Origin of the sequence: Rhodococcus sp. IEGM 1318 (assembly GCF_033142465.1) — a bacterium.
In the GTDB taxonomy this organism is placed as follows: Bacteria; Actinomycetota; Actinomycetes; order Mycobacteriales; family Mycobacteriaceae; genus Rhodococcus_F; species Rhodococcus_F qingshengii_B.
The window spans coordinates 1-20,874 of the sequence record NZ_JAWLSC010000007.1 but is presented as its reverse complement, the minus strand read 5'-3'; the positions used below and the strand labels follow the sequence as shown (position 1 = coordinate 20,874).

The 20,874-nt window shown below is 62.8% G+C and carries 22 protein-coding genes; 9 read left to right on the top strand and 13 right to left on the bottom strand.

The window, feature by feature from the left end; all coding sequences use genetic code 11:
* Positions 1–59: 59 nt before the first annotated feature.
* Both R4P65_RS17315 and R4P65_RS17310 read left to right on the top strand, forming a co-directional pair.
* A complete protein-coding gene (locus R4P65_RS17315) occupies positions 60–563 on the top strand; it encodes an SRPBCC family protein (RefSeq protein WP_317827432.1) in 504 nt (167 codons plus the stop codon).
* 31 nt (positions 564–594) lie between these two features.
* Positions 595–1,845, top strand: coding sequence for an NADH:flavin oxidoreductase/NADH oxidase family protein (locus R4P65_RS17310; protein WP_317827431.1), 1,251 nt, complete (start codon positions 595–597; stop codon positions 1,843–1,845).
* Here R4P65_RS17310 and R4P65_RS17305 read toward each other — a convergent pair whose 3' ends face one another.
* Positions 1,846–2,721: an aldo/keto reductase gene (locus R4P65_RS17305; protein WP_317827430.1), complete on the bottom strand. Its 876-nt coding sequence runs from the start codon at positions 2,719–2,721 to the stop codon at positions 1,846–1,848.
* A gap of 53 nt (positions 2,722–2,774) precedes the next feature.
* Positions 2,775–3,875 carry an alanine dehydrogenase gene (gene ald / locus R4P65_RS17300; RefSeq protein WP_230814823.1) on the bottom strand — a complete coding sequence of 367 codons (1,101 nt, stop codon included), beginning with the start codon at positions 3,873–3,875 and terminating at the stop codon, positions 2,775–2,777.
* Positions 3,876–3,984: 109 nt separating this feature from the next.
* Between ald and R4P65_RS17295 the strand changes: the two genes are divergently transcribed.
* Positions 3,985–4,506 (top strand): Lrp/AsnC family transcriptional regulator, encoded by a 522-nt coding sequence (locus R4P65_RS17295; protein ID WP_230814824.1) that lies wholly within the window; start codon positions 3,985–3,987, stop codon positions 4,504–4,506.
* 7 nt (positions 4,507–4,513) lie between these two features.
* Here the strand turns inward: R4P65_RS17295 and R4P65_RS17290 are convergent, their stop codons facing one another.
* From R4P65_RS17290 to R4P65_RS17280, 3 genes are read right to left on the bottom strand one after another with little or no spacing between them, the layout of a single operon-like run.
* Entirely contained in the window at positions 4,514–5,578 is a 1,065-nt protein-coding gene (locus tag R4P65_RS17290; protein WP_317827429.1) for a maleylacetate reductase, read from the bottom strand.
* Between the two features lies 1 nt (position 5,579).
* The gene (locus tag R4P65_RS17285) at positions 5,580–6,368 is read right to left on the bottom strand and encodes a pirin family protein (protein WP_317827428.1); all 789 of its coding nucleotides are present in this window, start codon (positions 6,366–6,368) and stop codon (positions 5,580–5,582) included.
* A gap of 37 nt (positions 6,369–6,405) precedes the next feature.
* Positions 6,406–6,903: a VOC family protein gene (locus tag R4P65_RS17280; RefSeq protein ID WP_317827427.1), complete on the bottom strand. Its 498-nt coding sequence runs from the start codon at positions 6,901–6,903 to the stop codon at positions 6,406–6,408.
* Positions 6,904–7,014: 111 nt separating this feature from the next.
* On the opposite strand from R4P65_RS17280, the gene R4P65_RS17275 reads away from it, so the two are divergent.
* Entirely contained in the window at positions 7,015–7,485 is a 471-nt protein-coding gene (locus R4P65_RS17275) for a MarR family winged helix-turn-helix transcriptional regulator (protein WP_317827426.1), read from the top strand.
* Between the two features lie 62 nt (positions 7,486–7,547).
* Positions 7,548–8,366, top strand: a complete 819-nt coding sequence (locus R4P65_RS17270; protein WP_317827425.1) for an HAD family hydrolase — start codon at positions 7,548–7,550, stop codon at positions 8,364–8,366.
* Position 8,367: 1 nt separating this feature from the next.
* Here the strand turns inward: R4P65_RS17270 and R4P65_RS17265 are convergent, their stop codons facing one another.
* From R4P65_RS17265 to R4P65_RS17230, 8 genes are all read right to left on the bottom strand, one after another.
* Positions 8,368–9,255: an alpha/beta fold hydrolase gene (locus R4P65_RS17265; protein ID WP_003945464.1), complete on the bottom strand. Its 888-nt coding sequence runs from the start codon at positions 9,253–9,255 to the stop codon at positions 8,368–8,370.
* A 225-nt stretch (positions 9,256–9,480) separates the two neighbouring features.
* Entirely contained in the window at positions 9,481–10,146 is a 666-nt protein-coding gene (locus R4P65_RS17260) for a hypothetical protein (protein WP_317827424.1), read from the bottom strand.
* Positions 10,147–10,268: 122 nt separating this feature from the next.
* A complete protein-coding gene (locus R4P65_RS17255; protein WP_003945543.1) occupies positions 10,269–11,033 on the bottom strand; it encodes an SDR family NAD(P)-dependent oxidoreductase in 765 nt (254 codons plus the stop codon).
* Positions 11,034–11,178: 145 nt separating this feature from the next.
* Positions 11,179–12,231, bottom strand: coding sequence for an acyl-CoA dehydrogenase family protein (locus tag R4P65_RS17250; RefSeq protein ID WP_317827423.1), 1,053 nt, complete (start codon positions 12,229–12,231; stop codon positions 11,179–11,181).
* Entirely contained in the window at positions 12,228–13,193 is a 966-nt protein-coding gene (locus R4P65_RS17245) for an acyl-CoA dehydrogenase family protein (protein ID WP_317827422.1), read from the bottom strand. The genes R4P65_RS17250 and R4P65_RS17245 overlap by 4 nt, the downstream gene beginning before the upstream one ends.
* Positions 13,190–14,350, bottom strand: a complete 1,161-nt coding sequence (locus R4P65_RS17240) for an acyl-CoA dehydrogenase family protein (protein ID WP_230814833.1) — start codon at positions 14,348–14,350, stop codon at positions 13,190–13,192. Before R4P65_RS17240 ends, R4P65_RS17245 begins: the two co-directional genes overlap by 4 nt.
* Complete coding sequence (locus R4P65_RS17235; RefSeq protein WP_317827421.1) at positions 14,350–15,222, bottom strand: enoyl-CoA hydratase; 873 nt, start codon at positions 15,220–15,222, stop codon at positions 14,350–14,352. Before R4P65_RS17235 ends, R4P65_RS17240 begins: the two co-directional genes overlap by 1 nt.
* Positions 15,219–16,760 carry a FadD3 family acyl-CoA ligase gene (locus tag R4P65_RS17230; protein WP_317827420.1) on the bottom strand — a complete coding sequence of 514 codons (1,542 nt, stop codon included), beginning with the start codon at positions 16,758–16,760 and terminating at the stop codon, positions 15,219–15,221. Before R4P65_RS17230 ends, R4P65_RS17235 begins: the two co-directional genes overlap by 4 nt.
* A 55-nt stretch (positions 16,761–16,815) precedes the next feature.
* On the opposite strand from R4P65_RS17230, the gene R4P65_RS17225 reads away from it, so the two are divergent.
* From R4P65_RS17225 to R4P65_RS17210, 4 genes are all read left to right on the top strand, one after another.
* Entirely contained in the window at positions 16,816–18,045 is a 1,230-nt protein-coding gene (locus tag R4P65_RS17225; protein WP_317827419.1) for an acyl-CoA dehydrogenase family protein, read from the top strand.
* Positions 18,045–18,857, top strand: coding sequence for an SDR family oxidoreductase (locus R4P65_RS17220; protein ID WP_317827418.1), 813 nt, complete (start codon positions 18,045–18,047; stop codon positions 18,855–18,857). Before R4P65_RS17225 ends, R4P65_RS17220 begins: the two co-directional genes overlap by 1 nt.
* Positions 18,858–18,933: 76 nt before the next feature.
* On the top strand, positions 18,934–19,605 hold the full coding sequence (locus tag R4P65_RS17215; RefSeq protein WP_019746948.1) for a TetR/AcrR family transcriptional regulator: 672 nt from the start codon (positions 18,934–18,936) through the stop codon (positions 19,603–19,605).
* 11 nt (positions 19,606–19,616) lie between these two features.
* Positions 19,617–20,765, top strand: a complete 1,149-nt coding sequence (locus R4P65_RS17210) for an acetyl-CoA C-acetyltransferase (RefSeq protein ID WP_084326860.1) — start codon at positions 19,617–19,619, stop codon at positions 20,763–20,765.
* The last annotated feature ends 109 nt before the right edge of the window (positions 20,766–20,874 follow it).

Here is a 20,874-nt window from a genome sequence, read left to right as displayed (position 1 = left end):
GACTTCGGTCGTCAAGTATCCGTAACTTCATGTAACGGCTAATTGGGCAGGAGTAGGCGATGACACATTGGTTCGACCTCGAGCCGGTCGGTGCCGATTTTTTCGACACGGCACCGCATATCTTCACGTATTCGATCGACCTCACCGCCCAACCGGATGACGTCTGGGCTGGTCTGACCGCGGACGAACCGTTGTCGTGGTGCCGGATGCTCACCAAAGTTCACTACACCTCGCCTCGCCCGTACGGTGTCGGCACGCGACGAATCGCGGAGGTGGGCGGCGGTGCAATGCAGATGCGCGAAAAGTTCATCACCTGGGACGACGAAACGCGTCGGCACTCGTTTTACGTCGAACAATCGAATGTGCCGCTGTTCCAATCCTTCGCGGAGGACTACCGCGTCGACGAGCTCGCAGTGGGTTCGAGATTGCAGTGGAATTTTGCATTCTCGCCGCGTCCGAAGCTGTCGCTCGCGGTGCGCGGCGGGCTACCGGTCAACTCACTGATCTTCTCGAGCTTCGTGCGCGATACCAAGCGGCACTTCGGTTCTGCGCCCCGCCGTTGACCTTCTTCCCCCATTTACGCGAGAGGCATTCATGACCACGCTCGGAGAATCGCTGACTTTGCCCTGCGGGCAGATACTGCGAAATCGGACCATGAAAGCTGCGCTCAGTGAGGCTCTAGGGGACCGGGCACATGGACCGTCAGCCCGACTGGAGACTTTGTACGGTCGTTGGGGCAATGGCGGGTTCGGGTTGCTGATCACCGGAAATGTCATGGTCGATCGATCTCAGATCGCCGAACCGGGCAACGTCGTGGTCGACGACGATCGTGATGCCGAAGCACTGACTGCCTGGGCCAAGACTGCCAAAAACGGCGGCGCCGAGATCTGGATGCAGCTGAACCACCCAGGGCGGCAATCCAACCCGATTGCCAGCAGAGGTAGACCGGTCGCCCCGAGCGCGATCGCGCTGAAGATTCCGGGAATGGCGACGCCGCGAGAACTCTCGACTGCTGAGATCGACGAGATCATCAACAAGTTCGCGGAAACCGCTCGCGTCGCCGAGTCCTCCGGATTTGGTGGCGTGCAGATACACGCAGCGCACGGTTATCTTGTTGCGCAGTTCCTTTCGCCCTTGTCCAATCAGCGGACGGACGAGTGGGGTGGAGATCCTGAGCGTCGACGACGCTTTCTGATCGAAATCGTTCGGCGCATACGCTCTACCGTTGCTCCGGGATTCGCGGTGTCGGTCAAACTCAACTCGGCTGATTTCCAACGAGGTGGATTCTCGGAAGACGAGTCGCGAGAAGTAGTGCGCGCGTTGACCGAAGAGTCGGTGGATCTCATCGAGATCAGCGGTGGCAGTTATGAATCGCCGGCCATGATGGGTAAAGCGCAGAAGCAGAGCACTCGCGATCGAGAGGCATATTTCCTCGAGTATGCCGAGACAGTCCGAGCGATTGCCGGCGACATTCCCTTGGCGGTCACCGGCGGCTTCCGCTCGCGATCGGCGATGGTCGAGGCACTCGCTTCCGGCGCGTGCGATGTTATCGGTCTCGGCCGGCCGACGATCACGATTCCCGACGCGGCAACCGTTCTCCTGGAATCGGATCGGGAACGATTGAACGTCCCGACTGTGGAGTTCGGAGCGCGGAAGTTGTTGGGGAAGGTTGCCGACATCTCGATGCTCGACGGTGCACTCGACCTGCAGTGGCACACCGATCAATTGCACCGAATGGGCGACGGAAGCGAGCCGGATCCGGCTCGGCCGTGGTGGAAGACCCTCGGAACGATGGTGAGGCGAAACGGATTCGATGCGCTTCGCCCCACCAAGCGAGCGGCTTGATCAGCTCGGCGCACCGATATTGAGTTCATCGGGATGCGCGCCGACGCGGGTACCGTCGTCGAGCGTGTCGATTTCGCTCAGATCGAGATCAGTGAGTTCGAAGTCGAATACGTCGATGTTCTGAGCGATCCGAGCATCGTGTACGGATTTCGGGATGACGATCAGGCCGTTCTGAAGGTGCCAGCGGATCAGGACCTGAGCGGCAGTCTTGCTGTGGCGGTCACCGATTCGCGTGATGATCGGATCGGTGAGCAGCGTGTTGGGCTTCGACGCCTTACCCCAACCTGCGTTGCTGGTGCCGCCGAGTGGGCTCCACGATTCGACCTTGATCCCGTGCTCGGCGGCCTTGCCCCGGATCGCGTGCTGCGTGAGGTGCGGATGCAGTTCCACCTGATCGACGGCGGGCAACATTCCGCCGCGATCGACGAGGAGCTGCAGATGATGCGGCTCGAAGTTGCACACCCCGATTGCCTTGGCGCGGCCCGATTCCGCGATCTTTTCGAGTGCTTCCCAAGTGCGGAGAAGACGGTCGTTGTCCTGCAGCGGCCAGTGGATCAGGTAGAGATCGACGTAGTCGACGCCCAGCTTGTCGATACTGGTGTCGAAAGCCCTCAACGCCGGCTCGTAGCCCTGATCTGCATTCCACAGCTTCGTGGTGAGGAAGATGTCCTCTCGCGCGACGGACGAGTTGGCGATACCTCGTCCGACGCCCTCTTCGTTTCCGTATGCGGCGGCGGTGTCGATGTGCCTGTAGCCGGCCTCGTCGAGCGCAAACCGCACTGCATGCTCGGTTTCGTCGTTGGTGGCCTGCCAGACTCCGAGGCCGAGTTGCGGGATCGTGGTTCCGGAATTCAGCGTAATGTCAGGATTGCTCATGGATCAAGGCTAGCGATCTCGAGCTTTCCTTGCCTGGGTCAGAGCCGCCTGGGTCAGAGAGTCGTAGCCGAGTACCCGTGTGCCGCTGCAACACTGTCGGACAGGAGCAGACCGTCGTGTGTGCTCAGTCCTGACCCCAGGCCGGGAACTGTCGCGACCGCGTCCTTCCATCCCTTGTCGGCCAATGCGACGACGTACGGAAGCGTCGCGTTGGTGAGCGCGTACGTCGAGGTACGGGGGACGGCTCCGGGCATGTTCGCAACGCAGTAGAAGACCGAACCGTGAACCTGGTACGTCGGATCGGCGTGCGTGGTCGCGTGCGAATCCTCGAAGCAGCCGCCCTGATCGATGGCGATGTCGACCAGGACAGAACCCGGCTTCATGCGCGCCACCAGGCTGTTGGACACGAGTGTCGGAGCCTTCGCCCCGGGGACCAGCACGGCGCCGATGACAAGGTCGGCGTCGAGCACTGCCTGTTCCAGTTCGAGGCTGTTGGACGTGATGGTCTTGACCTGGCCGTGGTACAGCTCGTCGATTTCCCGCAAGCGCGCGATCGACAGATCGAGAACGGTGACGTCGGCCTGCATGCCGTAGGCCACGGCGATGGCATTCTTGCCGGACACTCCCGCACCGATCACCACGACCTTGGCGGGGCGCACTCCGGGAACGCCGCCCATCAGAACTCCGCGTCCGCCGCCGTGACGCATCAAGTGGTAGGCGCCGGCCTGCGGTGCCAGGCGTCCGGCTACTTCGCTCATCGGGGCGAGGAGGGGCAGTGAACCGTCGGAACCGACAACGGTTTCGTAGGCGATGGAGGTGGTCTTCGACGTCAGGAGCGCGTCGGTGCATTCCTTCGACGCCGCCAGGTGAAGGTAGGTGAAGAGCACCTGATCCTTGCGGAGCCGCAAATACTCCTCTGCAATAGGTTCTTTGACCTTGAGGAGCAGATCTGCGTCCGCCCAGACCTGATCGGCGGACCCGAGGATCTGCGCGCCTGCGGCCTTGAAATCCTCGTCACTGAACGAGGAGCCGATGCCTGCACCCGTTTCGATGACGACCTCGTGCCCTCGGCCGACCAGTTCGTGGACGCCTGCTGGGCTGATGGCCACGCGGTACTCGTGGTTTTTGATTTCGCGGGGGATTCCGACCTTCATGACACGGCTCCGAACTGAGTCTGTTGTTTCCTCGAATGGCAGGTGCCAAGCATGAAGTTTCGTCGCCAGATAGTGAAGAGAAGTGAAGATAATTCTCTATGCTGGATGCATGGTGCGTGAAAGTTCAAAAATTGGTATTCAGACGGCTGCCTCGCCGAAGCATGTTCGGGCAGCAATGAAGTTGGACGAGATCGACCGGGTTCTGCTCGAAGAGCTGGCGAAGGACGCGAGGATTCCGAACAATGCGCTGGCTGCGATTGCGGGAATTGCGCCGTCGACATGCCTCGGACGTGTGCGCGCCTTGGTGGACAACGGCGTGATCAGGGGATTCCATGCGGACATCGACCCCGCCGCTCTCGGAATGGATCTGCAGGCGATGATCGCAGTTCGACTGCAGGCCAACGCGCGGTCGCATCTCAACCGACTCGGTGACGACTTCGCCAAGCTGGACTCCGTACTCAACGTGTATTTCGTGGCCGGTGTCGACGATTACATGTTGCACGTCGCAATGACGGATTCGGCGCAGTTGCGCGACTTCGTCGTCAACAATCTCTCGGCGCATCCGGCGGTTGCTGCGACCGAGACGATTCTGATCTTCGAACATGTCAGGCCTCGAGGCGGTACTGCCTGATTCGTTCTCACCTGATGGCGGGTCGACGCCCGGACCAGGCGTTCTCGAGGAGTTCGCTCAGGCCTGTCGGGGTGATCTCACGCGGGTTCGGATAAGCGGCCGCGGTCGCGAGTTCGATTGCACGGCCGATCTGATCGTGACTCATTCCCAGTTCTCGCAGAGAGATCGGTCCGCCGCACGAGGTGACGAGGTCGAAAACGCCGGTGGCGGCGTCGGATACACCCAAGGCAGTCGCTATTCGCGACATGACTTCCGGCACGGCAGGCGCGTTGAACGCCATTGCCTGGGGGAGGACAACAGTGTGGGTGGGAGCGTGCGGCAAACCGAAGCTGCCACCGAGGGTGTGGCACAACTTGTGATGAAGCCCCATACCGACTGTGCCCAAGCAGGTTCCGGCCAACCAGGCCGATTGCAGCAGATCTGCCCGGCCTTCCACATTTCTCGGATCGCCGACGATGATCGGCAATGCCCGAGCGATTCCGGAGAGTGCCTCGATTGCCATCGAGTCGGTGATCGGATTGGACTCGGCGGAATACAACGCTTCAACCGCGTGCGCCATCGCGTTGACAGCACTGGTGACCGTGGTGTCCAGCGGCAGATCGAGAGTGAAGTTGACGTCGTAGACCACGGTTTCGGGTCTGATGTGGGGCGACGAGCGAGTTGTCTTGCGTCCGTTCTCTGTTTCACCCAACACCGGAGTGGCTTCTGAACCCGCATACGTCGTCGGAACGATGATCTGATCGAACCCCGCTCGTAGTGCCAGTGCCTTGGACAACCCGGTTGCCGAACCGCCGCCGATCGCGACGACGGTGTCCACGTGATGGGTCTCGGCAAGCTTCAGCGCGGCTGTCGTGACTTCGGTTGGAGTGTGCATCACGGCGCCGTCGAAGCGGACGACGGCCATGTCGCCGAGAGATTCGGTGACGTCGGCGGCAAGCGCGTCCAGTCGACGGCTTGCCAGCACCATCACTCGGCTACGGCCGAGCCGTCTGACTTCTTCGGCGATCTCGCGGATCGTCCCTTGGCCGAAGACAATTCGAGCCGGTGAAGCGTCGTACGAGAAGGACTTCATGTCATCCCTGCGAAACGGTGGCGTGCATTTCCCAGACGATGACCTCGGCGCCGGTATCGGAACTGACCTGCTGGCCTCCGCCGCCGGACACGCGTACCGCGTCACCTTGTTCGAGCACGCCGACGCTTTCCATGGCGGCCTGACCGTCGGCGACAAAAACATGCAGGAACGGTGCATCCGGCAGGGTCACGGGCTGTCCGGGTTGCAGACGTGCGACGTGCATCGCGGCGTACTTGTTCTTGATCCGGATTGCCGAGTGATCGGCGTACGCGTCCATGCCGGACGCGACGGGAACCAGTCCACCGGCAAGCAATTCGGCGTCGATCTCCAACTGTTCGTAGCCGGGCGTGATTCCGGCTTCGTCGGGGACAACCCACATCTGGATGAAGTGAACCGGGTCGCTGTGCTTGTCGGAATGCACGCCGGCCATGTCACCGAGCCGCCACGAGTCGTTCTTCTCGGAATGCAGGATGCCAGTTCCGGCGCTCATCCGCTGGGCGAGACCGGGGTAGATGACACCCGAATGACCCATCGAATCCTGATGCACGAGAGAACCTCTCAGAACCCAGGTGATGATCTCCATGTCCTGGTGCGGGTGGGTGTCGAATCCCATTCCCGGCGTGACGATGTCGTCGTTGTTGACTAGGAGAAGACCGTGGTGAGTGTTCTTCGGGTCGTAGTGATTGCTGAACGAGAAGGAGTGCTTCGAGTCCAGCCAGCCGGCATTGGACTTGAAGCGATCGCCCGATCGACGGACGTCGAGGTTCGGCTGCGACAGAGTGGAGGTCATGGGGTGCCTTCCGAATGGTATGGGGGAGAGCAAGTTTTCAGAGGACGTGATTGCCGTACATCTCGCCGAGTGGGTCGGCGATCAGTTCGAGTCGAGCGCCGTCGGGATCGCGGAAGTACAACGAAACCTCGCTGTGCTCGATCAGTTCGATGTTGGCCTCGGTCAGTCTGGTGCGCAGCTTCGCCCACTTGGCAGGTTCGACGCTGATCGCGATGTGGTGGAGACCGCCGAGTACTTCTTGGTACGGGCCCACGTCGAGGCCCGGGAAATCGAAGAAGGCCAGGAGATTGCCGTTGCCGATGTCGAAGAAGAAGTGCGACGACCCGGGGTAGTCACGGTTCTCGATCAACTCGGTGAGGGGGAAGCCGAGGAGATCCTGATAGAACTTCACGGTTCGCTCGACGTCACTGCTGATCAGGGCCGTATGGTGCAGCCCGCGTGCCATCGATGATGGTCGTTTGTCGGCGGGGATCAGATGCCGATCCCTTATCTCGGCACGGCGTTCCTCGAACTGCACTGCGTTGTTGTCGCTCATGGCGCCCGCCTCTCGGTTGAACCTTCTCTTCGAACAAGTAGTTGACTGATCAACTATATTGAGAATAGCTCATTTGATTTCGTTGTCAACTACTTCGGATATGCTGGCGTTATGGAATCAACGCGATGGTTGACCGACTCGGAGCAAACGGCCTGGCGGGCTTACCTGGACTCGACCCGCCTGCTTCAGCGCGTCCTCGATCAACAGTTAGTGCACGACTCCGATATTTCCTTCACGGATTTCGAACTGCTGGTCGCGCTGGCCGAGGCGCCCGGGCGGCAACTGCGCATGAGTGAGCTCGCCGACGCTGTTATGGCTACACGAAGTGGTGTGACCAGGGCCGTCAATCGCCTCGTCGGTGCCGGGTGGGTGCAAAGGGTCGAGTGTGTCGACGACAAGAGGGGCGCTAATGCGGAGCTGACCGACTTGGGTGCCGAGAAACTGGCGTCGGCAAGCCCGTCGCACGTGGCCGCTGTACGGGAGAGCATGTTCGACCTGCTGAGCCCGCGAGATGTCGAGCGGCTGGGTGTGGTCTTCGGTGAGATGCGTCGGCACCTTCTCGAGGCCCAAGCAAGTAATTGACAGAGCAACGGCCCATGCCACGTAGTTGGTGAGGGCTGCGAACGGACTGCCATCATTGTCTGGTGACCCGTATTCGTATGTTCGCAACCGACCTCGACGGCACCCTGCTGCGCTCCGACCGAACGATTTCGGCGCGCACCGCACAAGCCATGGAGAACGCGCGGCTGGCGGGTATCGAAGTTGTGTGGGCGACGGCCCGCGCTCGACATTCGGTACACACGTTGGCGAGCTCGTGCGGATTTCGCGGCAAGGCTGTGTGTGCCAATGGTGCTGTCATTCTCGATCTCGCCGACGGGACTCCGCGGATCGTCGACACAGTTTCGATCGAAATGTCCTTGGCGGCAACGGCTATGGAGCAAGTACGCGCACTGGTCCCAGGCGTCGTGTTCGCGAATGTCGGACCCACTCAGTTCTTTGCCGAGCCGGAGTATGCCGCTCTGTGTGAGTTCGCGGACCATCACCGGCACCTGCACGAGATGGTGCTGGCGGACACCTTGCCGCTCGATGTTGAGCCGATGGTCAAGATCGTGGCCCGGCATGCGGAAGTTCCCAGCGCCGACCTGTATCGAACTGCGGTCGCTGCGGGCATCGAGGGTGTGGAGTTGACCCACTCCGGGGCGCCGTACATGGAAATGGCTGCAGCGGGCGTTTCGAAGGCCAGCGCTCTCGCGCAGTTGTGCGCGATCGACGGCATCGATGCGTCGGAAGTGGCCGCAGCCGGTGACGCCTTCAACGACGTTGCCATGTTGACCTGGGTCGGAACGGCTCTGGCGCCGGCCAACGCCAGAACCGAGGTCATCGAGCTCGCCGACCGAATTTTGCCCACGAACGACGAGGACGGCGTGGCGAGCTACCTCGAAGAGCTGGTTGAGGGGAGCTAGTTCAGCTGCTGACGGCCTTGGGTCCGGTGCCGATACCGACGCCGCAGTCCGTCATGAATTCGGAGAAGACACGGTCGAAGCGATCCGGGTAGTCCAGGTGGGGGAAGTGTCCGGCGCGCTTGAAGATCTCGACCCGCCCGAGCGGTAGCTCGGCGCGAGCGTTCTCGGTGTGGGCGTTGGGGATGATGGTGTCTTCCTCGCCCCACACCAGTAGTGCCTGCAGGTTCTTGAAGTTGGCGAAATGCGGCGTGGCATTGACGGTTTGGCCGTTGTAATTGATGACCGATCGTGCCGTCGCCAGAAATGCCTGACGTGTCGACGCGTCCGATACCGAAGCAAAGCTTTTACGGGCCTCACTCGCGCTGGCGCCGAGCTTGAACAGGCCGATCTTGTTGAAAAGTCCGAGCGCTTTGTCGGTCACGTCGGTCAGCGTCCTGGACGCGAGGACGGGAAGTACCAGTTCGCTGCCGGGCAGAGTCGCTGCGCGCAGGAGTGGGCTCACCTCGGGGCCGAGTCCGCCGCTGGCCACCAGGCACAGTCGTTCCACGCGGTCGGGGAACAGGTACAGCGTCTGCATCGCGATCCCACCACCGAGGGAGTGACCGACGAGGGTGGCCGACGGAATATCGAGGGCTTCGAGGAGGTCACGAACGGTGGCGGCGTGAGCACTGAGTGAGTAGTCGCCGGCAGGCTTGTCCGACGCGCCGTGTCCGAATAGATCAGGAGCGATGACGCGGTAGTGGCGTGAGAGCGTCTCGATCTGCGGCTCCCAGTTGGAGTGCGCGCCCAGTAGGCCGTGAATGAGCACCACAACGGGGCCACTGCCTTGGTCGACGTATTTGAGCTGGTCGCCGTGCAATACAACCGTCTGCAATTGGTCGGTTGCCATGATTGAACCTTTCGGAGCTGCCAGTATCTGTGGCTGCTCGCGTGTTGTCGGACCGCACCCGCCCCGACGCGGATCCACGGGTATTTGTGACCGGGAGTAACCCCAGTTCCCTCAGTATGCCCATCGAGGGGGCCGATGTCGTGGCCATCGGGCGTGTTGTGACGAACCGTGAGCCGTCGGCTGAGGGGAGACGTACAACTCACCGCCGCGTGTCGGTGCCGTTGATCAGGCGAAATCAACCAGCTTGCCGAAGGTGAGGTTGATGTCCCACGGAGTGACGCCCCACGTCTCGATGGCTGATACCGCGAAGATTCCGGCAGCCTCGATGGTGTCCTGTGAAGCTGGTGCCGAAACCGAAACACCGGCTTGTCCGTGTGGAACCTCCGGCCAGACGCCTGTGCCCACGGGTGCGGGGGTGGCTTCCATGACTGCGTTGGCCAGTCCCGATTCGTCGACGGTCGTGAAGAGGCAGTTCGGTTCGTGGGGAGAATCCCACCCGCCGAGTTCCGCGAGCCAGAATTCGCCGCGACCGGCAGCGGAGATCGCGATGGAGGCGAGTGCCGCCTCGAGATCTTCCCAAGCGTCGGCGGCCGGGGCCGACGCCTCGGTGAGCTTGAACGGTGCGGCGAGGGCAGTGCTGTCCGGGGAAGCGAAGCGCGGCTGCACAGTGAGGGTCTGCATCTGGGCGTCGAAAAATGCAACTTCTCGGAACTTGTTGTCCGGCAGAGCAGTACGGGCCACGAGGCCCCGACCTAGCAGTGTGCCGAGCTCCTCGGGATAGTCGACGCTCCACAAGCGGGTCTCGTCCTCGGACCACGTGCGAATCATTCCGTCGACTACGGGACTGATCAGCACGGGCTCGAGGTTCGTACTGCCTGTTGACTCGCTCACCGCTGGCTCCCCACCGCACTTCGTACCGCCGGACCGGTTCCGGGCGACCAGACAAGTATGCCGCCTTGCTGCTGTGCGCCTCTATTAACCGCCGGCGGTTAATAAAGGCGCACAGCAGGTGGTCACATATGCGTGCCGCCGTCGATGCGGATTTCCGTTCCGGTGACAAATGAGCCGTCCTCGGAAGCGAGCATCGCGATCACACCGGCGACCGCGGACGGGGGAGCGAAACCCTCACCGATCGCCGGGGCCAGCTTGCCGAGCAGCGTGAAGTCGATGTCGGCCGGGAATCCGGGATCGGACGTCATGCCCGAAGCGATGCTGCCGGGTGCGACGGCCACGGCGCGAAGGCCCTGCTTGCTGTACTCGAGAGCGAGTGCGTGCGTGAAGGATTGGATTCCACCCTTCGACGCTGCATACGCCGTCATGTAGGGGTGGGCAAACGTCGCCGAGGTGGAACTGAAATTGACCACGACGCCTGCCCCGCTTTCGAGCAGAGCAGGCAGGGACTCCCTCGTCATTAGGAAGGTTCCGGTCAGGTTGACCCCGATGACGGTGTTCCAGAAATCGAGTGTCATCTCGTGGGTATGCGCGGAGCGCAGAATGCCCGCCGCATTGACCAGCACGTCGAGGCCGCCCAGAGCCTTGATCGCAGCGCCGACCTGTTCGCGAACAGACTCTTCGCTGGAGATGTCGACCTTCACCGTGGTGAGGCGATCGGAATGGCCGGCGTCCTTCGCGGCGTTCAGCGTCTGTTCGAGGCCGGTCTCGGAAATGTCGGCGGCGACGACGGTGCCACCTTCTGCCAGGATGCGGGCAACGGTGGCTTGGCCGATGCCGGATCCTGCGCCGCTGATGAGGACGCGCTTGTCGTCGAATCGATTCACGAGAAAACTCCGGTCTGTGGGATGGACAGCTGTCTGGTGACCGATTCTGCGTGATCCAGCCACATAAATCTGCGGATCATTCCACTGACTGGGCAGCATCGGTGCTTGTTCGCCCGGGACTACGAGCGAACAAGCACCGTCGTGTCTACAAACCCGCTGCCTGCGCGAGGCTCGGAAGGTAGGTGCTCGGCTGACCGAAAAGCTGAGCGCTGCCGTGTGCACGCTTGAAGTACAGCTGAGCGTCGTGCTCCCAGGTGATCGCGATTCCGCCGTGCAACTGAACCGCTTCGGAGGTGATCTGCCGCAATGCTTCCGAGCAGTAGATCTTCGCCACCGCTGCGTCGTCGGCCGACTGCGTCGCCACTGCGGCGTAGGTCATCGACCGTGCCGTCTCGACCAACGTGTACATGTCGGCCATCCGGTGCTTGAGGGCCTGGAAAGAACCGATCGCGCGACCGAACTGCTTGCGCGACTTGGTGTATTCGACGGTCTGTTCGACGATCGCTGCGGCTGCTCCGACCTGCTCCGCAGACAACGCGATCAGGACGACGGTTCGGATTCGATCGACTAGATCTTCGGACCACTCCAGTGGCCGACCGCGAACACCGGAGAACGTGACCTCCGCCAGCGTTCGCGTCGGATCCATGGTGGGGACGCGTCGGCGGGAGACGCCCTCGGCCGCGGGATCCACTTCATAGAACCCGTCGGCGGTCAGAACGAGCAGGGTGTCTGCAACGTGCCCGTCGAGGACGTACGACGCCGTCCCGTTCAACGCATCCTCGGTTGCCTCGACGCCGAAGGTACTCCAACCAGCGGCGCTCGCCCAGCACAGTGCGAGCGTGCTCTCGCCGGCCGCGACACCGGGCAGCAGTCGCGAGCATGCGTCGTTGTCACCGGAAAGCAGCAGTGCCTGTGCGGCAAGAATTGCGGAACCCAACATCGGTGAAGGTGTCAGTGTGCGGCCCAGTTCCTCCTGGACCACGTGTACCTCACCCAAACCTGCTCCGACGCCGTCGAACTCCTCGGGAATCGCCAGCGCGGCGACGCCGATCTGCTCACACAGCTTGCTCCACAACGCCGCGTCATAGCCGATCTCTGTGGTGATCGCGGCGCGGACGGCAGCGGAGTCGGAATGCTTACTCAGGAGATCGCGTACCGACGCGCGCAATGCTGCCTGGTCTTCGGTGTCGATGCTCATGACGCAACCAGAGCTTCGACGACGCGTGCGCGGTGCTCGGACGGCGTGCCCCATGCGGTGAGTAGCGCCCGCACCTTGGTGAGCCACAGGGAGAGATCATGTTCCATCGTGTAGCCGATGGCGCCGTGAACCTGGAGCCCGACGCGGGCGGCTTTGTAGGCGGCATCGCCACACGCGACCTTGGCGGCTGAAATGTCGCGCGAGGCGTCGGCCGACTGATCGCGAACCGACAGTGCGGCACCGTGCAGCAGGGGGCGAGCCATTTCGAGGGAGACGGCAACCTCGGCCAGGTGGTGCTTCATGGCCTGGAACTGTCCGATGACCTTGCCGAACTGCTTGCGCTGCTTCGCGTATTCGGTGGTGACCTCGAGCAGTGTCTGGCCGAGACCCTGCAACTGCGCGGCAGTGGCAAGAGCGCCCATGTCGAATGCTGCCGAGAAGTCGGCGGAGCCCAGCGATTCGCCGGCAGAAACCTCGTAGAGCTTGCGGGAGAGATCCACCGACGCCTTGGCCTCGCCGGGGACGCCGAGTGAGACGGCACCGTCCTGCGCAAGTAGCACCAGGTCCACTGCATCGGCGTCGAGCGCAAACGGTGTGTGCGGGGGAGCGGCGACGGATGCCAGTGACCCCTCGGCGAGAGCAGAGAGACGTTCCGGTGCAACGGAAGCCAGGAGCGTCGGTGCCACGGCGATCGTTTCGACGACCGGTCCGGGTACTGCATGGCGACCGAGCTGTTCGAGCGCAATGACCAGGTCGACGGCGTCGGCGCCGAGTCCGTCGTGCTCTTCGGCGATGACGAGGCCGTTGACGCCGGTCTCGGCAAGGCGCTGCCAGAGCTTCTTGCCTGGCTCGGTGTCACCGTCGTTCCACGAACGGATGACGGCGGGCATGTCGGACTTGGTCAGCAGTGCATCGATGCTTGCAGCGAAGTCCTGGTGGGAGGAGTCGAGCGCGAATCTCATCGGTCCGCCTTCGGTAGGCCGAGCAGACGCTCAGCGATGACGTTTTTCTGAATTTCGTTGGTGCCTGCGTAGATCGGGCCGGACAGTGAGAACAGGTATCCGTCCATCCAGTTGTCGGCCAACTCGGCTTCAGGGCCCTGAAGTTCGAGAGCAGTCTCGTGGGTGGCGATATCCCACTCGGACCAGAAGACCTTGTTGATCGAGGACTCGGCGCCGAGCTGTCCACCGTCGGCCAGACGGGTGACGGTGCCGAATGTGTTGAGTTGGTAAGCGCGAGCGCCGATCCAGGCGTCGGCGACTTGGTTGCGCAGAGCGCTGTCGTCAGTGCGTCCGCTGGACTTGTACAGCTCGAGCAGGCGGTCGACTGTCGCGAGAAAGCGGCCGGGGCTGCGCAGCGAGAGGCCACGCTCGTTGCTTGCGGTGCTCATCGCGACGCGCCAACCTTCGTTGACGTTGCCGATCACACCGGACTCACCGGGGTTGGCCGGGTCGTCCGGAACGAAGACGTCCTCGAGGAAGATCTCGGCGAAGCCGGGCTCGCCGTCGAGCTGATCGATCGGGCGAACGGTGACGCCCTTCGAGCGGAGGTCGAACATGAAGTACGTGATGCCCTTGTGGCGCTGCGCATCTGGATCGGAGCGGAACAAGCCGAAGCCCCAGTCTGCGTAGCTGGCCCGCGAACTCCACGTCTTCTGACCGTTGAGCAGCCAGCCGCCGTCGACCTTCTTCGCGCTCGACCGCAGGCTCGCGAGGTCGGAACCGGACTCGGGCTCGGACCAGGCCTGTGCCCAGATGTCGTCAGCACGAGCCATGCGCGGCATGATGCGAGCCAACTGCTCGGCATGTGCATGCTCGAACAGTGTGGGAGCCAAGAGGAAGATGCCGTTCTGGCTTACGCGACCGGGCGCACCCGAGCGGTAGTACTCCTCCTCGAAGACGACCCATTCGAGCAGGGACGCGTCGCGGCCACCGAGTTCCTTGGGCCAGGAGACGACGGCGTAACCGGCGTCGGCGAGGGTGTGTTCCCACTGCCGGTGTTCTTCGAAGCCCTCGGCGGTGTCCATGGACTTCAGCGGAGTAGCGGGGACGTTCGCCTCCAGGAACGAGCGGACCTCGTCACGGAATGCGGTTGTGGCGTCGTCGAATACGAGATCCACTAGTTTGTTCCTTCCTGCGGTGTGCGAGCACTGGCAGCCATAGCTTTGGCATCGAGACCACCAAGCGAGTCTTTGCCTACCTCGGCGTTGTGAGCGTGAGCGAAGTGATGCAGACCGAAGACGGAATCGATGCCGTTACGCATCCCCATCTGGTCCTCGCACTGATTGACGGCCTTCTTGGTCAAAGCCAGTCCGAAGCGCGGCATCTCGGCGATACGTCCGGCGAGCTCGAACGTCTCCTTCTCGAGATCCTTGCGGGCGACGACGCGATTGACCATGCCGATTTCGTAGGCGCGTTGCGCGGTGAAGCGATCGCCGGTGAAGAGCATTTCCTTCGCGAAACGTGAACCGACCATCCACGGGTGCGCGAAGTATTCGACGCCGGGGATGCCCATGCGGACAACGGGATCGGAGAAGAAGGCGTCGTCGGCCGCGACGATCATGTCGCAGACCCAGGCGAGCATGAGCCCACCGGCAATGCAGGCGCCTTGCACCATCGCGATGGTGGGCTTGGGGATCTCCCGCCAACGGCGGCACATACCCAGGTAGACCTCCATCTCGCGCGCGAAACGCTGGTCACCGCCGGGCTTGTCGACGTGATCCCACCACATGGTGGCCTTGTTCTCGTACTCGACGTGATGATCGCGTCCCGGAGTTCCCAGATCGTGTCCGGCGCTGAAGTGAGGTCCGTTGCCTGCCAGGACGATCACTTTCACGTCGTCGTCCTCGACGGCGCGCTGGAATGCCGCGTCGAGGGCGTACGTCACGACCGAGTTCTGGGCGTTGCGGTAGTCGGGGCGATTCAACGTCACGACGGCGACCGAGTCACGAACCTCGTAGGTCACGACGTCGGCTTCAAAAGGAACGGTCATGACTGTTCCTCGCGCAGAACCGTTTTGAGGACCTTGCCCGAGGGGTTACGGGGCAGGTGATCGACGAAGCGTACTTCGCGGGGCACCTTGAAGCCGGCGATCTTCTCCTTGAGGAAGGCGATCACCGACTCTTCGGTGAGGCCGGCACCGCCGAGTTGGGCGATGTAGACGCGGCCCACCTCTCCCATCCGGTGATCGGGGATGCCGATGGCAGCCGATTCATGGACGCCGGGCAGCCGAGCCAACATACCCTCGATCTCGGCGGGGTAGACGTTGAATCCGCCGCTGACGTACATGTCCTTGAGGCGGTCGGTGATGTCGAGATATCCGCGTTCGTCGAGGGTTCCGATGTCTCCGGTGTGCAGCCAGCCGTCGGCGTCGATTGCCTTGGCGGTGGATTCCGGGTCGTCGAGGTACCCGAGCATGACGTTCGGTCCACGAAGCAGGATCTCGCCCTGGTCGCCGATCTTGACCTCGAAATCGGCTGTCGCGCGGCCGGAACTGGTGGAGACGGTGACCGGATCGTCGTCGGTGCGGCACATGGTCGCAACGACTGCCTCGGTCAGGCCGTATGCCGTGAGGACGGCGTCGAAAAGCTCTGCCTGCATGCGCTCGACGAGAGCAACCGGCACGGGTGCGGCGCCGGTGATCGCGATGCGGAGCGAGGACAGGTCGTATTCGCTGCGGCGGGGGTGGTCGAGGATGGTCTGATAGATCGTCGGGGCGCCAGGCAGGATGCTGATCTTCTCGCTGTTGACCAGCGCGAGGGTGTCGTCGATGTTGAAGACGGACACCGGCACGATCGTCGCACCGTTCAACAGACAGACCAGGATTCCGGCCTTGTACCCGAAGGTGTGGAAGAACGGGCTGATGATGAGGAAGTTGTCGTCAGCGGTGACCTCGGCGCATTCGCCCCACGACTTGGCAACGGCGATGGACTGACGGTGCGCGGTGATCGCGCCCTTGCTGCGTCCCGTGGTGCCGGAGGTGAAGAGGATGTCGCTGACGTCGTCGGGCTGCACCTTCGCAGCGCGGGCATCGGCTTCGGTGCGGGCGGCGTCGGTGGCGAGCGCGAGGAAGTCCTCGAACTCGATGACGCCGTCACGGTCGTCGTTCCCGTCGATCGGTACCTGGATGACGGTGGGGATCGACAGGCTCGGGTTGGCGTCGAGCAACTGCTGGTACCGATCGGCCTTGAGGAACGTGCCGACGACCACCAGAGCAGCGGCGTCGACGCGCTCGATGATGTCGAGAGCTTCGGTGCCGGTGTATCGAGTGTTGATCGGAATGATGGCCGCGCCGGCGTACTGAGCGCCGAGCAGGGCGATCACCCAGTGGTACGTGTTGGGCGCCCAGATGACGACGCGGTCGCCTGCCTTCACCCCACGGTTGATCAGTGCGCCGGCGAAATCGCGGACACGCTGGTGTAGCTGTGCGAAGGTCAGTCGGGTGTCGCCATCGGCGATAGCCGCGCGCTCACCGAACTCCTCGGCGGCCCGGATGAGGGCTGATGGGATGGTTCTCGGTTGTTCGGTCACTGGACTCCTACCTGACACGCTACCTAGCAAGTGCTTGGTAGGTTATCTTACATATGTGGACCAGAGCGAGAGCCCGGACGGGCAGATGACGGACGACGAGTTTGCGACCACGGTCGCGCAGTGGTTGGCCGAGAACTTGACGGGCAAATTCGCCCAGCTCAAGGGTAAGGGCGGCCCCGGCAGCGAGCACGAGTTCTTCGAGCAACGACTGGAGTGGGACAAGCACCTCGCAGCCGCGGGATGGACGTGCCTCGGGTGGCCGAAGGAGTTCGGCGGGCGGGGAGCAAGCATCGCTCAGCAGGTCATCTTCCATCAGGAGTACGCGAAGGCCGGTGCGCCCGCTCGCGTCAGCCACATCGGTGAAGAGTTGCTCGGCCCGACGCTGATCGCCTACGGAACGGACGAGCAGAAGCGCCGGTTCCTTCCGGGCATCAACACGGTCAGTGAACTGTGGTCGCAGGGCTACTCCGAGCCCGGCGCCGGTTCCGACCTCGCGAACGTCTCCACCACCGCACGCCTCGAAGACGGCAAGTGGATTATCAACGGCCAGAAGGTGTGGACCTCACTGGCTCACGTCGCGCAGTGGTGCTTCGTGGTCTGCCGCACCGAGGTGGGCTCCAAGCGTCACCAGGGGTTGAGCTTCCTGCTGGTCCCGTTGGATCAACCCGGCGTGACAGTTCGGCCCATTCAGCAGCTCACCGGCACATCGGAGTTCAACGAGGTCTTCTTCGACGACGCCGTCACCGACGCCGATCTGGTGGTCGGGGAACCCGGCGAGGGCTGGAAGATTGCGATGGGGCTGCTCACCTTCGAGCGCGGTGTATCCACGCTCGGACAGCAGATCGGATTTGCCCGCGAGCTCCAAGGCGTCGTCGACCTGGCGAAAGCCAATGGCAGTGACCAGGATCCGAACATCCGCGAAAAGATCGCGCGCGCCTGGGTCGGTCTGCGCGTGATGCGCGCCCACGCGATGCGTACTCTCGACGCGGTCGACGCCGGAACCGGTGGCGGAGAAGCGTCCGTCGCAAAACTGTTGTGGGCCAACTGGCATCGTGATCTGGGACAGCTGGCGATGGACGTGCAAGGAGCGTCGTCGTTGGTTGCACCGTGGGCGGATTCCGAAGGCAATGCCTCGGACATCACCGATCCCGAGCATCTCGAGCTCGACGAGTGGCAGCGCCTCTTCCTCTTCACCCGCGCCGACACGATTTACGGCGGCTCCAACGAAATTCAGCGCAACATCATTTCCGAGCGCGTGCTCGGTCTTCCCCGAGAGGCCCGTTAATGTCTGACACCAAAGCCGCGTCCCCGCTTTCCGTTGCGCCAGAGGAAACCCCGGGCCACGGACTGCTCGCGGGCAAGAAGGCAATCATCACCGCCGCAGCCGGAACCGGCATCGGCTTCTCTACTGCGCGCCGGGTGCTTCTCGAGGGCGGCGACGTTCTCGTCTCCGACTTCCACGAGCGTCGACTCGGCGAGACGGTGGAGAATTTGAAGGCCGAATTCCCCGGTCAGCAGGTCGAGTCGATCATCTGTGACGTGTCCAGCACCGAGCAGGTCGACGCGTTGTTCGTCGGAGCGGCCGAGAAGTTGGGACGTATCGACATCGTCGTCAACAACGCGGGCCTTGGCGGCGAAACTCCCGTCGTCGACATGACGGACGATCAGTGGGATCGCGTTCTCGACATCACCCTCAACAGCACTTTCCGCTCGACGCGCGCCGCGCTGCGGTACTTCAAGAGCGTTCCCCACGGCGGTGTTCTGGTGAACAACGCGTCCGTCCTCGGTTGGCGGGCGCAGCATTCCCAGGCGCACTACGCCGCAGCCAAGGCTGGCGTCATGGCGCTGACTCGGTGCAGCGCAATCGAAGCAGCGGAGTACGGAGTCCGTATCAACGCGGTCTCGCCCTCCATTGCGCGTCACGCGTTCCTGGCGAAGGTCACCAGTGAGGAACTGCTCGACCAGTTGGCTTCCGGTGAGGCCTACGGACGCGCGGCGGAGGTCTGGGAGATCGCAACGGTCATCGCGATGCTCGCCAGCGATTACTCCACCTACATGACCGGCGAGATCGTCTCCGTTTCTTCGCAGAGGGCCTAGCGTCCCCGTGCGCGGTTGAGGAGTCCCTGGACTCGCTGACCGCGCACAGGGGAAGGCCCTGGATAGGATTGAATACATGACGCCACCTCGAAATTCCGACGAATCAAACGGCAAGTCCGGGCGCCGCGACGAGCTGCTCGAGATCGCGGCGGGGCTGTTCGCCGATCGCGGAGTGCGCGCGACGACCGTCCGCGACATCGCCGACGCCGCCGGGATACTGTCCGGCAGCCTGTATCACCATTTCGATTCGAAGGAGTCGATGGTCGACGAGATCCTGCACCAGTTCCTCGACGAACTCTTCGGAAAATACCGCGAGATCGTCGCGGCGGGGTTGGACAGTCGCGCGACGCTCGAAGCGCTGGTCGTGACGTCGTACGAGGCCATCGACGCCTCACATTCGGCTGTGGCGATCTACCAGGACGAGGTCAAGCACCTCGTCGGGAACGAGCGCTTCGCTTACCTGGCCGAGCGCAACACCGAGTTCCGGGACCTGTGGGTCGGCGTCCTCGAAGCCGGCGTCGAGGACGGGACCTTCCGTTCCGACATCGACGTCGAATTAGTATTCCGATTCATGCGCGACACCGTGTGGGTCGCGGTTCGCTGGTACCGCCCGGGTGGATCCCTCTCGGCTCACGCCGTCGCGGCTCAATATCTCGCGATCGTGCTCGACGGGCTCTCCGATCCGGCCACAACTTCAGACGCTATTGCTGAATCAACTTCAAGAACTATTGCTGCACAACGAAACTAGGAGCTAACGCTATGTCCGAGGTTTACATCGTCGACGCCATTCGCACACCGATCGGCAAGAGAGGCGGCGCGCTGTCCGGCGTGCACCCCATCGATCTCGGTGCGCACGTCGTCAAGGCACTGGTCGAGCGCACCGGTATCGACCCCAGTGACGTCGACGACGTGATCTTCGGTTGCGTCGACGCCATCGGCGGCCAGGCCGGCAACATCGCCCGTATGTCCTGGCTCGCAGCGGGATTCCCGGAGCACGTTCCCGGTGTGACGGTCGATCGTCAGTGTGGTTCGAGCCAGCAGGCAGTGCACTTCGGCGCTCAGGCCATCCTGTCGGGCACCGCAGATCTGATCGTTGCCGGCGGCGTTCAGAACATGAGCCAGATTCCGATCTCGGCAGCGATGATCGTCGGTCAGCAGTACGGATTCGACACGCCGACTTCGGGTTCGGTCGGTTGGACCGAGCGTTACGGTGACCAGGAAGTCTCGCAGTTCAAGGGCGCCGAAATGATCGCCGAGAAGTGGGACGTCAGCCGCGAAGAGCTCGAGAAGTGGGCCCTGCAGAGCCATGAGCGCGCCAAGGCTGCAATCGCCGCGGGTCGTTTCGACAACGAGATCGTCGCCATGGGTGACGCGACCGTCGACGAAGGACCCCGCGAGACCAGCCTCGAAAAGATGGCGACGCTCAAGGTGCTCGTCGAAGACGGGCGCATGACCGCAGCAGTGGCCAGCCAGATCTCCGACGGCGCGAGTGCGCTGCTGCTGGCGTCGGCGGAAGCGGTGGAGAAGTACAACCTCAAGCCCCGCGCCCGGATTCATCACCTCAGCGCTCGCGGCGACGACCCGATCTTCATGCTCAGTGCACCGATCCCGGCCACGAAGCATGCTCTCGCGAAGGCCGGTCTGAGCATCGAGGACATCGACATCGTCGAGATCAACGAAGCTTTTGCGCCGGTCGTCCTGGCCTGGATCAAGGAGATCGGCGCAGATCCGGCCAAGGTCAACGTCAATGGCGGCGCGATCGCACTCGGCCACCCGCTCGGCGCGACCGGCACCAAGTTGATGGCAACGCTGCTCAACGAACTCGAGCGCACCGGTGGCCGTTACGGCCTGCTGACCATCTGTGAAGGTGGCGGCACCGCAAACGCGACGATTATCGAGCGTCTCTGACGTCTTGCTGTGGGGCCGGTTTTAACCCCCGGCGGGGAAACAACAGCCCCCCCACGGGCTGGTGGGGCCCAAAGCCCCCCGCTTGTGTGACTTTGGGCGATAAAACCCC

What these genes read in the sequence shown, in the direction of transcription:
- R4P65_RS17310 (WP_317827431.1), top strand. Translation starts at nt 595, where the DNA reads ATGACCACGCTCGGAGAATCGCTGACTTTGCCCTGCGGGCAGATACTG.
- R4P65_RS17235 (WP_317827421.1), bottom strand. Translation starts at nt 15,222, where the DNA reads ATGACCGTTCCTTTTGAAGCCGACGTCGTGACCTACGAGGTTCGTGAC.
- R4P65_RS17285 (WP_317827428.1), bottom strand. Translation starts at nt 6,368, where the DNA reads ATGACCTCCACTCTGTCGCAGCCGAACCTCGACGTCCGTCGATCGGGC.
- R4P65_RS17295 (WP_230814824.1), top strand. Translation starts at nt 3,985, where the DNA reads ATGGTGCGTGAAAGTTCAAAAATTGGTATTCAGACGGCTGCCTCGCCG.
- R4P65_RS17265 (WP_003945464.1), bottom strand. Translation starts at nt 9,255, where the DNA reads ATGGCAACCGACCAATTGCAGACGGTTGTATTGCACGGCGACCAGCTC.
- R4P65_RS17275 (WP_317827426.1), top strand. Translation starts at nt 7,015, where the DNA reads ATGGAATCAACGCGATGGTTGACCGACTCGGAGCAAACGGCCTGGCGG.
- R4P65_RS17215 (WP_019746948.1), top strand. Translation starts at nt 18,934, where the DNA reads ATGACGCCACCTCGAAATTCCGACGAATCAAACGGCAAGTCCGGGCGC.
- R4P65_RS17315 (WP_317827432.1), top strand. Translation starts at nt 60, where the DNA reads ATGACACATTGGTTCGACCTCGAGCCGGTCGGTGCCGATTTTTTCGAC.
- ald (WP_230814823.1), bottom strand. Translation starts at nt 3,875, where the DNA reads ATGAAGGTCGGAATCCCCCGCGAAATCAAAAACCACGAGTACCGCGTG.
- R4P65_RS17290 (WP_317827429.1), bottom strand. Translation starts at nt 5,578, where the DNA reads ATGAAGTCCTTCTCGTACGACGCTTCACCGGCTCGAATTGTCTTCGGC.
- R4P65_RS17280 (WP_317827427.1), bottom strand. Translation starts at nt 6,903, where the DNA reads ATGAGCGACAACAACGCAGTGCAGTTCGAGGAACGCCGTGCCGAGATA.
- R4P65_RS17250 (WP_317827423.1), bottom strand. Translation starts at nt 12,231, where the DNA reads ATGAGCATCGACACCGAAGACCAGGCAGCATTGCGCGCGTCGGTACGC.
- R4P65_RS17305 (WP_317827430.1), bottom strand. Translation starts at nt 2,721, where the DNA reads ATGAGCAATCCTGACATTACGCTGAATTCCGGAACCACGATCCCGCAA.
- R4P65_RS17210 (WP_084326860.1), top strand. Translation starts at nt 19,617, where the DNA reads ATGTCCGAGGTTTACATCGTCGACGCCATTCGCACACCGATCGGCAAG.
- R4P65_RS17220 (WP_317827418.1), top strand. Translation starts at nt 18,045, where the DNA reads ATGTCTGACACCAAAGCCGCGTCCCCGCTTTCCGTTGCGCCAGAGGAA.
- R4P65_RS17245 (WP_317827422.1), bottom strand. Translation starts at nt 13,193, where the DNA reads ATGAGATTCGCGCTCGACTCCTCCCACCAGGACTTCGCTGCAAGCATC.